The organism is Eisenibacter elegans DSM 3317 (assembly GCF_000430505.1).
GTDB lineage: Bacteria > Bacteroidota > Bacteroidia > Cytophagales > Microscillaceae > Eisenibacter > Eisenibacter elegans.
Genome location: NZ_KE387152.1, coordinates 225,161 through 237,691, shown reverse-complemented (window position 1 = coordinate 237,691; position 12,531 = coordinate 225,161). Strand labels below are relative to the sequence as shown.

11 protein-coding genes are annotated in these 12,531 nt (G+C 48.6%); 4 read left to right on the top strand and 7 right to left on the bottom strand.

What is annotated here, in order from left to right; all coding sequences use genetic code 11:
- Nucleotides 1-6 precede the first annotated feature (6 nt).
- From G499_RS0111270 to G499_RS0111250, 5 genes are all read right to left on the bottom strand, one after another.
- Nucleotides 7-798: an undecaprenyl-diphosphate phosphatase gene (locus G499_RS0111270; RefSeq protein ID WP_027000031.1), complete on the bottom strand. Its 792-nt coding sequence runs from the start codon at nucleotides 796-798 to the stop codon at nucleotides 7-9.
- 70 nt (nucleotides 799-868) lie between these two features.
- Nucleotides 869-1,144, bottom strand: coding sequence for a DUF3098 domain-containing protein (locus G499_RS19700; RefSeq protein WP_154658418.1), 276 nt, complete (start codon nucleotides 1,142-1,144; stop codon nucleotides 869-871).
- Between the two features lie 100 nt (nucleotides 1,145-1,244).
- Nucleotides 1,245-2,738, bottom strand: coding sequence for a glycerol kinase GlpK (gene glpK / locus G499_RS0111260; RefSeq protein WP_027000030.1), 1,494 nt, complete (start codon nucleotides 2,736-2,738; stop codon nucleotides 1,245-1,247).
- 568 nt (nucleotides 2,739-3,306) lie between these two features.
- Nucleotides 3,307-3,711 carry a hypothetical protein gene (locus G499_RS0111255; protein WP_027000029.1) on the bottom strand — a complete coding sequence of 135 codons (405 nt, stop codon included), beginning with the start codon at nucleotides 3,709-3,711 and terminating at the stop codon, nucleotides 3,307-3,309.
- Nucleotides 3,696-4,484: an ABC transporter ATP-binding protein gene (locus G499_RS0111250; protein WP_211231612.1), complete on the bottom strand. Its 789-nt coding sequence runs from the start codon at nucleotides 4,482-4,484 to the stop codon at nucleotides 3,696-3,698. Before G499_RS0111250 ends, G499_RS0111255 begins: the two co-directional genes overlap by 16 nt.
- Nucleotides 4,485-4,776: 292 nt before the next feature.
- Between G499_RS0111250 and G499_RS19695 the strand changes: the two genes are divergently transcribed.
- From G499_RS19695 to G499_RS0111225, 4 genes are all read left to right on the top strand, one after another.
- On the top strand, nucleotides 4,777-5,721 hold the full coding sequence (locus G499_RS19695; RefSeq protein ID WP_035727294.1) for an MlaD family protein: 945 nt from the start codon (nucleotides 4,777-4,779) through the stop codon (nucleotides 5,719-5,721).
- Nucleotides 5,722-5,846: 125 nt separating this feature from the next.
- Nucleotides 5,847-7,217 (top strand): leucine-rich repeat domain-containing protein, encoded by a 1,371-nt coding sequence (locus G499_RS0111240; protein ID WP_154658417.1) that lies wholly within the window; start codon nucleotides 5,847-5,849, stop codon nucleotides 7,215-7,217.
- Between the two features lie 96 nt (nucleotides 7,218-7,313).
- Nucleotides 7,314-8,159: a 50S ribosomal protein L11 methyltransferase gene (locus G499_RS0111235; protein ID WP_027000026.1), complete on the top strand. Its 846-nt coding sequence runs from the start codon at nucleotides 7,314-7,316 to the stop codon at nucleotides 8,157-8,159.
- An 88-nt stretch (nucleotides 8,160-8,247) separates the two neighbouring features.
- Entirely contained in the window at nucleotides 8,248-9,954 is a 1,707-nt protein-coding gene (locus tag G499_RS0111225; RefSeq protein WP_051296180.1) for an ArnT family glycosyltransferase, read from the top strand.
- A 196-nt stretch (nucleotides 9,955-10,150) separates the two neighbouring features.
- Here the strand turns inward: G499_RS0111225 and G499_RS0111220 are convergent, their stop codons facing one another.
- Nucleotides 10,151-10,858 (bottom strand): response regulator transcription factor, encoded by a 708-nt coding sequence (locus G499_RS0111220; RefSeq protein WP_027000024.1) that lies wholly within the window; start codon nucleotides 10,856-10,858, stop codon nucleotides 10,151-10,153.
- A 42-nt stretch (nucleotides 10,859-10,900) separates the two neighbouring features.
- Nucleotides 10,901-12,412 carry a sensor histidine kinase gene (locus tag G499_RS19690; RefSeq protein ID WP_027000023.1) on the bottom strand — a complete coding sequence of 504 codons (1,512 nt, stop codon included), beginning with the start codon at nucleotides 12,410-12,412 and terminating at the stop codon, nucleotides 10,901-10,903.
- Nucleotides 12,413-12,531 lie beyond the last annotated feature (119 nt).

Sequence of the window (12,531 nt, the reverse complement as noted above, 5' to 3'; positions counted from 1 at the left end):
CCAATATTAGAGCGTGAATTGATAGCCCATGGCCAACATCCCCAGAATCAGCAAGCCTAGGGCGATACGGTAATATCCAAAAACTTTGAACCCGTAGCGTGTCAGTAGGCCAATGAATGTTTTGATGGCCACCATCGCCACGACAAAAGCAATTACATTGCCCCAAATGAGTAAGGAGAGGTTTTCGCTTTGTTGGACGACGGCCAAGTCCTTGAGTAATTTATACGCAGAGGCGGCAAACATCGTTGGGACGGCCAAGAAAAAAGAAAACTCGGCGGCTTGGCGGCGGCTGAGCTGCTGGGTCATCCCGCCGATGATTGATGCGGCAGAGCGCGACACTCCGGGTACCATCGCCAGACACTGGAAAAAACCGATGGCGATGGCCGTTCGGTAGCTGATGGGCTGGTCGGGGGCGCTGTCGTCGGGGTTTTGTTTGAACCACCGGTCTACAAATACCAACACTATACCACCCAAAAGCAGGGAGCTAGCCACCACGACAATGTTTTCGAGGAGTAAATCAATTTGTTTTTTGAGGGCAAATCCAATAGCCGCCGCCGGTAAGAATGCCACAAAAAGCTTCACATAAAAGTCGAGCGACTGAACGAAGCGTTTCCAATAAAGCACCACGACCGAAAGGATGGCTCCAAACTGGATATGTACTTCAAAAACCTTGGTAAACTCAAGGCTATGAATACCCATCAGGTGTGAAAAGATAATCATATGCCCGGTAGACGAAACAGGCAAAAACTCCGTCAGGCCCTCTACAATGGCCAAGACAAGGGCTTGGAAAAAAGTCATAAGTATGTGTCAGAAATAGTGATGCCGCGCAACACAGCTTTTGTACGGGGGAGTGATGAGAAAGGCCTGCTTAGGCTTTTTTTTGAGGGTAAAATATGGCTACAAATTGTAACAAGAAACCCGCCATCAGCACGATAGGCCCTATTGTCAGCCCGAGGAATCCCCAGCCAAAAGTTTCTTTGTCGATGCCCATTAGGTATAGACCCAGTAAAATCACGACAACCCCTGCCACCATCCACACATAGTTCATCGTCCCAAAGGGCATAGCGGTATTGGGTGTTATGGTATCGGTTTGAGGAGTAGTGGTAGAAGCTTTTTGTTCTTTTTTAGTCGGTTGCTTTGCCATAGATGATAAATCAGTGATTGCTTAGGGCAAAAGTAAGTAAAATATTTGGCTTGATGTCTGCCGTCTTTGTGAAAGAGTGTTAAAAACCCCAACGTGTTGCTCAGCGTTTGCTTGCCCAGCCCATTGTTCGTCGGATGGCCTCTTGCCAGCCTTGGTAGCGTTGGTGTCGGGTGGCTTCGCTCATTTTAGGGCTGAAAATACGGTCAATATCGCGGTTTTGACGTAGTTGGGCTAGGTTCCAGAAACCCACTTGGAGACCGGCGAGATAAGCCGCTCCGGCAGCGGTAGACTCTATCATCGCGGGGCGCTCGACAGGGGTATTGAGCAAGTCGGCTTGAAACTGCATCAGGAGATCATTGGCACAAGCCCCTCCGTCTACACGAAGCATTTGCAGGGGGGTGTGTGCGTCTATTTCCATCGCCAACAACACATCCTTGGTTTGGTAGGCCAAGGATTCGAGTGTAGCCCTAATGAGCACCTCCTTGCCTGTTTCGCGTCCTAGGCCAAAGATTGCCCCTTTGGCATAGCTATCCCAATAGGGAGCGCCAAGGCCGGCAAAGGCCGGTACTACATAGACACCGTGGTCTTCGGGGGCTTTGTGGGCAAAATAGGCTGAGTCGGCGGCCTCATCGATTAGGTGTAGGCCATCTCGCAACCACTGTATGGCTGCGCCGGCGATAAAGATACTCCCTTCTAGTGCATATTGGGGTTTGGCTCCCGTACTACAAGCCAAGGTCGTAATCAGGCCTTGGGTAGAGCGCACAGCCTGCTCACCGGTATGCATCAGCATAAAACAGCCAGTGCCATAGGTATTTTTGGCTGTACCGGCTTCCCAGCAGCCCTGCCCAAAGAGCGCCGCCTGCTGGTCTCCGGCGATGCCCGTAATGGGAATATTGCTTCCATCATAGGCCAAATCCCCAAAATGATGCATTGATGTATAGACCTGTGGCAGGACTTCGGGGGGGATTTGAAAAATTTCGAGCAATTGCGCATCCCACTGTAGTTGATGTATATCGAACAGCATCGTACGGGAGGCATTGGTGTAGTCGGTGGCGTGTATGGCTCCCTTGGTCAGTTTCCAAAGCAACCAAGTATCGATAGTTCCAAAACAAAGCTCACCTCTTTCGGCTCTAGAGCGCGCATTGGGGATATTGTCGAGCAGCCACGCAAGCTTGGTAGCCGAGAAATACGCATCCAACACAAGGCCGGTTTTCTCTCGAATGTAGGGGTTCAGGCCTTGGGCTTTGAGGCGCTCACAGTGCTCGGCGGTGCGTTTGTCTTGCCATACTAAGGCACGATGTAGCGGCTCTCCGGTTTTTTTGTCCCAAAGTAGGGTTGTTTCACGCTGATTGGTAATGCCGAGAGCTGCAATCTGGCTAGGAGCAACCCCTAGTTGGCGAATCAGCTGTTGGAACACAGCCCATTGGGTATCCCAGATTTCGAGCGCATCGTGCTCTACACAGTTGGCTGCTGGGAAATATTGTGTAAAAGTGCGCTGTGCGATACCCAAAAGGCGGCCTTGCTTGTCAAAAGCGAGCGCACGCGCACTGGTAGTGCCTTGGTCGAGGGCGATGATACAGGTAGGCTCTTGCATAATAGAAGATAGTAGTCAGGAGAGCATCATGATTGGTATGGTGATGTTGTATGGCTCATTCAAGCGCATAATAGTTGCGAAATGCACACAATACCCACCGTTATTCAAAGTAGCAGTTTCCTCAGGACTTTTGCAAATGTATGCCAAGATTCACTTGATTTGAGCGTGCACAGAATTTGATTTTCGTAACTCTCAAAGGTTTTCAATATGTACCTTTTCCCAGCTCATTTTGATTGGGTATAAGCACACCCCACCGGACAGGTTTGAAAAAGTAGCTCGGAGCTCCAGCTCCGAGACACGCTGAGGCTTCATTTGGAGGTAAAATAAGACTTAGAGCTTGTTTAAAATTCTCTTCATCGACACCAAAACGCTGCTTTGAGTGCCGCGCTGAAAATTTATACTGAAATTCACAAGATTTGAGGATTTACAGGAGTTGATTTTCTTGATGCTCAAGGATTCTCCGCACACACATTTCCCAAACCAATTTTGGTTGAGTATAAAAAAGCGCTTAGTCCACAAGGGTTTGAAAAATGCCCGGTAGGGTATTTTTTTTAGGGCGCTTGATACGCTAACTTGCCCCCAACGCTTTTGTCTTGTAGAGCATCCAAGCCCGCCGGCCATCAGGTTGTTTGCAATACTTGAAACACCAAGTCTGAGCATCATACTGATCACTCAGCCAGTGGATACTTGCTTTTCGGCTGCTAGCCGCCTGCGCCAGAGGGGGCAAAAAATAGCGTGCTGCCAAGGTTTGCGTTTCGGGCTGTAAACACTGTTCTAAGAGCCTACGCTGGATGTGTGGTTCCAGCTTGGGGTGGAGATATGTTTTGAGGCGTGTACTGTCTTGGGCCAACACCGCAACACGCCATTCTTGATAGGCTGCTTCAAAAAGCATACGATATCCTTGGGCAGCTATTGGGCTGCGTGGAACAATCGCCCACACTACCAGTATAGAGACAATCAGACGGTAAACCATTGGAAATAGGTTTCGATTTCGAGGGTGGATTTTTTGTCGGGCTGGAGGTCGCGCACGAGCTGTCCTTCTTGCATCTGAAGGAGACGCTGACCATATTGATGGGCGTATTTGAGGTTGTGTGTAACCAACACTGCCGTGAGGTCAAACTGTTTGACAATCTCATCAATCTTGCGCATCAGGTTTTCAGCAGATTTAGGGTCTAAGGCCGCCGTGGGCTCGTCCATCAGCAAGAGTTTAGCCTCATCCATAACCGCCATCGCGAGTGTAAGCGCTTGACGTTGGCCTCCGGAAAACTGCCCCATTGGCTGCAATACCTTGTCTTCAAGGCCCATCCCAAGGAGGGCTATTTTTTCTTTGACGACATTGACAAAAGCCCTGTCAATACCCAAGCGGAGATGTTTGCCCTTGGTGCGTAAGGCTGCCAGCCTGAAATTGTCTAACACACTCAAACCCGGTGCAGTACCTTGCAAAGGATTCTGAAACACCCTACTGACCCACCGGGCGCGTTGGTGCTCTGAGTGCCGGGTAACGTCTCTACCCTCAAACAACACCTGCCCGCTGTCGGGGCGGACACTACCAGCCAAGGTATTGAGTAAGGTACTCTTGCCCGAGCCATTGGAGCCTATCAAAATCACAAACTGCCCCCTAGGGATGTGTAGCGAAACCCTTTGTAAGGCTTTGACTTCTTGGGGGCTGTCTTTGTGGAAAGTTTTGGATACCTCTTGGAGCGTAATCATCGAAAAAATATCAGAAACCAAGTAAAATTGAACCATCCTCGCGCTATCGCGCCTCAAAGAGCTGGCCGTTTAAGACTGTATGTACCTCACTAACCATCCAGCACCCTTGAGAGTTCATTTTGCGAGTTATGATTGATGAATTACAATTGACGAGAGATGATTTACGAATGATGATTGACGAGGGACAAACCATAAATCCCAAATCGTAAACCGTAAATCCCAACAGATTGTACTGGGAAAACAAGCGTAACTTTTTGGGGCTGTATTTTTTATTTATATTGCAGCGCTTTTGCGCCCAACCCATCTCCATAAACCAACTTATAGCCCCATGAAAATATCCAAAGAGATCAAAGTAGCCCTTTTTACCATTGTTAGTTTGGTGTTGCTCTACTTTGGTTTTCAGTTTCTCAAAGGTGCCGACTTTCTGACACGCACCAATCGCTTTTATGCTGATTATGACAATGTAGAAGGATTGACGATTTCTAACCCTGTGATACTCAATGGGCTTTCTGTGGGAAGGGTCAGTGCTATCAAACTACAGACCGACTCTTCGGGTAGGTATGTAATGCGTGTAGAAATGGAGATAAACAAAAAAATCACCTTGGGCGACTCAAGCGTTGCTACGCTTGGCGACAATGGTCTATTAGGGGGCAAAGCTATTTTATTGACACTAGGGCGCACAAACCCTGAGAAGCCGCTGACTTCGGGTAGCAGCTTGCGTACGGCCAAAGCAGGGGGGCTGATGTCCAAGGCCGAACCCTTGGCCAATAAGGTAGACTCTATTGCGCTGAAATTCAACAAGTTACTGGATGAGCTGCAAGGTGCAGGCACCAAAATCAATGATATGTTGGGCAGCCTTGCAGGGCTTGCCGAAAATACCAATGGGATGATTGGCGAAAACAGGGTAGCACTCAAAACCACGCTGGCGAACTTTCAAGAGCTTTCTCGCTCTTTTGTAGATACCGAGAAGCAGCTCAAAGCCTTGATGGTCAAATCAAATAACTTTGCTGACAAACTCAACGCGATGGAACTCCAAGAGTCGGTGGCCAATGCCAACAAGGCCTTAGCCAGCCTCAACGAAACCCTGCAAAAAGCCAACAACCCTGATGGAACTATAGGCGCCCTGATGCAGGATCGCGCCCTCTACGACAACCTCAAGAACCTAAGCGAAAGCCTCGACAAGCTCGCTGAGGATCTGCGCGAAAACCCACGACGCTACATTAACGTATCTGTATTTGGGCGAAAAGACAAGAGCGAAAAAGACAAAAAATAATTTCGCCTTACAACTACCTACTGACCCTATACATCCCCTATATTTGCAGCAAAAAAAGCCTCAATACCATATTGGCCATTTTGAGCCAAAACATTACCCAAAAGCAGGCTACTTTTAGCTTTTCTATGAAAAAATATTACATCTACCTACTGGCGTGCCTAGGAGGTCTCTTGAGCATCTTTACTGCTTGCGACGGAGGCAGCGCCAACGATAACTATACCTATGGCACAGATACTGCCGCCGCCCCAGCCAACCCCGACGGGCTGCTCACTATGTTGGAGCTGTACCGTGCACCTGTGTTCAGAAGTTTGGAAGAGGCTCTACAAAAACCACGAGAAGTATACAGGTTAGACCTCAGCAAACAAGAATTGACCACATTCCCCTCCGAAATATTCAAACTCAACAACCTACAGGAGCTTGTCCTATCGCGCAATGCCCTTGATTCGCTACCGGCAACTTTTGGAGAGTTGGAGAAGTTACAAATCTTGGATATCAGCCACAACAAGTTCAAAACATTTCCCGAGGCCATCCACAAACTCAAAAACTTGCGCGAACTCAATGCCGGCAATATCTCTTGGGCTAGTTTGCCTGCCGAGCTGGGGCAGCTGGCTCCAAAGCTCCAAAAACTCAACCTAGATCAGTGTGGCTTCAAAGACGTTCCCGGTGTAATATGGCAGATGACACAGCTAGAGCGATTGAGCCTGCGCAACAATGCTCTCAAAGAAATACCAGCATCTTTGGGGCTGCTCACCCACTTGCAAAGCCTGCGTCTTTCGGGTAATGAATTGACTGACCTACCCGATGCGCTCGGCGCATTGACACAGCTCTACAGCTTAGAGCTTGACCAAAACCAACTCAAAGATTTCCCCAAATCACTAGGGCAACTTAAACAGTTGCGAGAGCTTTCGCTTGACAATAACCAAATCAGTACCCCTGATATAAAGTCGCTGTCACTCAAATCTTTACAGACCTTATCACTATCTAGCAATCAGATAGTAAGCCTGCCGGATGACTTTTTTACGCACTTCCAAAACTTGGTTACGCTCAACCTTAGCGGCAATCAATTGGGTAGCCTACCCGAAAGTTTTGCCAAGATCAGCACGTCTATCCACTTGGATTTGAGTAGAAACCCGATGTCGTGGGAGCCTACCATCACCCAACTAAGTCAGGCATCTAGCCTCCAAGGTTTGAGTATGGTATCGATGCAAGACAAGGGGCAGCTCGTCCGCTTGCCCGAGCAAATCAGCCATATTAGAGCGCTCAAACGCTTACAAATCTCGCAAAACAGCCTTGCCAACCCAGTAGAAGCCCTGCGCTATATTGCCAATATCAAGGGTTTGGAAGAACTGGCCTTGGTAGGCTGTGGACTCAGAGTGGTTGAAGAATTTGAGCAACTCAAACACCTCAAGCGCCTCAGCATAGATGAAAAACTCTCGGAAGCCGAGAAAAACAAACTCCAAGATTATTTGCCCAATACCAGGATAAAGTATTGGTAGTCGATACTATTGAGTGTGTACACCCGTACCCACTGATGCCCAAACTAACCGCCGTTGTGCTTGTATGGATGACAAGCGCCGGCGGTATGTGGTTTTATGTTCTTGACAATATTTCAGATGCTGTTAGAAGTTACTTTTTTTACGGATAATGTAACGCTCCAAGAGTTGTTGATAGCTGCTTTGAGCGAAGCTGAGTATGAGTCTTTTTGGGAGCAGGAGACCCAACTTTCGGCCTATGTCCCGGCGACACTTTTTGATGAGGAGCTCGTACGCCAACTGGCTGCCACTCATCAGTTGCACTATCTGATACAAGAGGCCAGTATTACCCAATGGCAAACAACCCACGCCCAAGAGGCGGAAGTGGTATATATTGATGATTATTGTGCGATAGCGCCGCCCGATATACCGCCATCCGCAGGGTATCCATACTGGTTGCACATTCGCCCAACGATGGCCTTTGGCGATGGCCAACACCCCTCCACACGCCTATGTATGCAGCTACTATTGGCACAAGCACCCCTCAGAGGGAATGCCTTAGACATTGGCTGTGGTACGGGTGTATTGATGCTCTTGGCAGCACGCTTGGGAGCCGAGGCTATTGTCGGTATCGACAACAACCCCTGGGCCATAGCCGCTACCGAAGATACCCTACAGCTTAACCAACAAACGGCTCAGGCACTGTACACCGGCCATTTGGAAGATTTTCCTGAGCTACAGGCACAGCGTTTTGACTGGGTGTTGGCCAACCTCAATGCCTCAGTTTTGAGGACAGCGCTACCGGCCTGTGCTTTACAGGTAGCCCCGGGGGGATATTTGCTGACTGGCGGTGTTACGGATACGGATGATGCCGAAATCCATCAGTTAGCACTGAACAGCGGGCTTGTGCAAGTAACAGAGCGCTGCGCCGAGACTTGGGTGGCACGGCTCTACCGGCGCGGCTAATTGGCAGGGTTTTGTATCTTTGCTCCCAACAAAAGTCAAATAGCTTTTGAAGACCTCATCACCGTATTTTTGAACCTTCTGACACAATATGACAATTACCGATAATACCCCTGCCGGGGGTGGGATATTGCCCAAGGCCTTACCCTTTGTGGGGATAGGCTTGGTATACTTGCTGGGTGCACAACTCGATGTGATGGAAATAGATGCAGCACAGTATGCCTCTATTTCTAAGGAAATGATGGAGACAGGCAACTACCTCCAAATCACAAATCGCCACAAAGACTACCTCGACAAGCCTCCCCTACTGTTTTGGATGGCAGCGTTGTTTTTCAAAGTCTTTGGGGTGTCGAATTTTGTATACCGCCTACCGGCAATGCTGTTTTCCGCACTAGGGATTTATAGCACCTACAGGCTAGCCAAGCGCTATTATGGCGAGTCTGTGGGTTATTGGGCAGCAGTCATTATAGCCTCTACACAGGCTTTTTTCTTGATGAACCACGATGTCCGCACCGACACTATGCTGACGGCCTCGGTGGTTTTTGCTATTTGGCAACTGGTTGATTTTCAGGAGACAAGGCGGTTTTTGCCTCTGGTCTTGGGGAGTGTGGGGGTAGCTCTGGCGATGTTGGCCAAAGGCCCCATCGGGCTGATTGTACCCGGGGCGGCTTTTGTGGTAGATTGGGCGCTGAAGCGCCAGTGGCGTTCGTTTTTCCAATGGCAATGGTTGGTGGCAATACTCATCATCGCCTTGATGCTCTTGCCAATGTCTCTGGGGCTGTATTGGCAATTTGATGCGCAGCCTGAAAAAGGCGTTTCGGGTTTGCGTTTCTATTATTGGACACAAAGCTTTGGGCGCATTACGGGGGAGAGTGAATGGAACAACAACCCCGGCTTGTTTTTTCAGGCACAAAACTTTTTATGGAGTTTCCTTCCGTGGACACTGCTCTTCCCCCCTGCGCTATGGGCGGCTTTGCGGCAAATATGGCTACAGGGCTTCCGTCTGCGCCAAGAGCAGGAAGGGCTGACATTGGGCGGCTTTGTATTGCCTTTTATAGCGCTTTCCTTATCCAAGTACCAGCTACCGCATTACACTTATGTGGTATTTCCTCTAGGGGCTATCTTGACCGCTCGGTGGCTAGTTCCGTTGCTCAACAGTGGGCGCTCGCCGGTTTGGGTCAAAGGACTACAGGTATTCACTTGGACAGTACTTTGGTTGTTGGCCTCGGCGCTTTGTGTGTGGGCTTTTCCTTTTCCGGCTTGGTGGCTGTGGCCGGTGGCCTTGGGTGGACTAGGCTATACCTTACACCAAACTTTGAGAGGCCAAACAGCCATTGCACGGGTGTTAGTGCCTTCTCTAGTCAGCATCATTGCCATCAATACCTTGCTCAACGGACACGTATACCCTAGACTTTTTCAGTACCAAATAAGTAGCGTATTGGCCAAATATGTTCGTTATCAAACTGATATCTCCGCAGACCGTCTGTTTGTCTTTAGAAGGGTTTTCGGTGATGATCGTGATATAGAACTTCATTCACTAGATTTTTATAGCACACAGGTCATCCCTGACCTACCCGATACTGTTGCCATAAGAGCCCAGCTAAAACAAGGAAATTGCTGGCTCTATGCTGATATAGAGGCCAAAAAAGAGGTAGAAGCGATGCCCAATGTAAGTGTTGAGGTATTGAAACAGTATGACAAATTTCACATCTCTACCCTAACGCTGCCCTTTCTCAACCCAGCGATGCGTGAGGGAGAAATAGACAAGGTGTTTCTGTTATTGCTGAAACAAAATTAGGGCGATAGACCCGGTATTCAGACTGTTTTTTTACAAAAATCCCTAGCGATGGGTTTAACAACCATATCACTAGGGATTTGTAGCAAAGCTGTAGCTAGCTTACGCCGCTGGATATTTTCTGTAGCCAATCAAAGCTGGTTGAGGAAATATATGTCGAGAGCCAGCGGAGGCAATCAGCCCCCACATCCAGCAAGCGCTATCCTATCACATCTTGTGGTACTACCAAGCGGAAGCCCTGCCCATGTACATTAAGTATTTCGAGCCTAGGGTCGCCCTTAAGATATTTGCGGAGCTTAGTAATGTACACATCCATACTTCGGGCATTGAAGTAGGTATCGTCGTGCCAAATGGCCTTGAGCGCTTCACTGCGGGCAAGCGTTTGATTTTGATAATCACACAACATTTTGAGTAGCGCCGCCTCTTTGGAGGTGAGTTTTTGGGCGGCCTCCCCGTCAAAGAGTTTTTGGGCGGTATAGTCAAACAAAAATTTACCCAATACATACTGCTCTGCCTCCAGTTTGGGGCTTGGGGTGTTGCTTTGGGCGCGTCTCAAAATCGCCTGTATGCGCAAGAGCAGCTCTTCCATACTGAAGGGCTTGGTCAGGTAATCATCTGCGCCAAGGCGCAAACCCTTGAGCGTATCTTCAATCAAAGACTTGGCCGTCAGGAAAATAATCGGGGTATGGTTATCTTGTTTGCGGATGCGCTCTGTGAGGGCGAAGCCATCCATTTTGGGCAACATAATGTCTATCAGACACATATCGAAGCTTTGGGTTTGGTATGTTTGCCAGCCCTCCTCTCCATCACGACAGAGTGTGGTATGGAACCCCTTCAACTCCAAGTACTCCTGTAGGACTTCCCCCAGATTGTGGTCATCTTCTACCAATAAAATTTTGATATCCATAAAAACAGTCGTTTTGGGCGTTTGCTATATTTTTTAGGCGATTTAGGGTTTTATCAAGGGCAGGAATATCATAAAGTGGCTGCCCTTTCCGAGCTCGCTTTTGACCGAAACACGCCCGCCGTGGGCTTCTACAATTGATTTGACAAAGCTGAGGCCGAGGCCAAATCCTTTGACATCGTGCAGATTGCCGGTAGAAACTCTATAAAACTTATCAAAAACCTTGTCCAATTTTTCCTTTGAGATGCCCTGCCCCTTATCACTGACTGTAATGAAAAAGCCTTCGCCTATATTTTCTGTTCGGATAGTAATTTGTGGCGCATCGGGGGAGTATTTGTTGGCGTTATCAAGCAGGTTGTTGATGACATGTAGCAGTTGCTCTTCATCGGCCTGTATGACGGGATTGGGGGCTTGGAGGTCAAGGATCAGTTGCCCTTGTCGGTCTTCTATTTGTAGCGCAATGTGTTGGGCGGCTTTTTGGATTAGCGCGTGCAGGTCTGTCTCAGTATATTGAAGTTTGAAATCTTGTCGCTCCAGTCGGGCCATTTGCAATACCTTTTCTACTTGTTGGGCCAGACGTTGGTTTTCTTCTTTGATAACATTGAGGTAGCGATTTCGATGCTTGCTAATTTGCTGTAAATCAGGATCCAGTAAAGCTTCTGTAGCTAGAGAAACAGTGGCAATGGGTGTTTTTAGCTCGTGGGTCATATTATTGATAAAGTCCTTGGTCATTTCCGACATCTTCTTCTGCCGGAGCATCAACCTGACGGTATACCCAAAACTCCCAATGGCCAGCCCAATCAAGAGTACTGACGAAAGCCATACCGTCGCCATTTTGCCTAAAATAAAGGAGCCTTGCGTAGGGAAATGGAGATGTAGGGTATGCTGGCTGCCCAAGATGTCATTGGGGAAAAGCTGTACTTTGAAGCCCTGCGTATAGACCTCCTCCCGTTGGGCGGCTGGGCTGCTGGCCAAGAGCAAGACCTGTGTTGCATTGGTGATAGCAAACTCAAAAGGAATATTGATTCCACGGTTGCCCAGCTCTTGGGACAACACCTCGTGCAGCGCACTACTTTGTAGGCGTTTCTGGATGTTGGGCTCGTTGCGTACCCACTCACTCACTACTATCGAGATTAGGTCTGATTTACGGGCAATTTTTATCAGCTGCTCTGCTTGGAGGTTTCGGTGTGCTTGGCTTGGTAGGTTTTGTAGGCCTTGGCTGAAAGCCTCCAACAAGAAGGTGTCGGGGTTGGTCTGGATGAGCTGAAACCCCCGTCTTGCTCTGGGGTTTTGGATAGCCTCTTCCAGCGAGTCTAAGGCGATTAGATAGCGGCTGTCGGCGGCAGCAAAGCGCTCAAAGGTTTGTTGGGTTACTTCTATGGCCTCCTGTGCCTCCAGCTTGCGGACGGTAGCTTGTAGGGCTTTGTGTACACTCTGTCGAAATTGCTGCTCATTGGCACGAATGGCGACACTCAACCAGTAAAACTGTAAGCCCGTCAACCCTACCAAGGCCACACTCATCAATGCTACGACGGTATACAATTGTCGTTGATTCATCACACTAAAGATTGGATATACCAACAAATATACAATATGGCTTCGACCTCTGCGGGCTTTTAACAGAATTTAACAGGGCTTATCTGCGGCTCTCAACTGTTTGCTAAAAAAAGCTACAT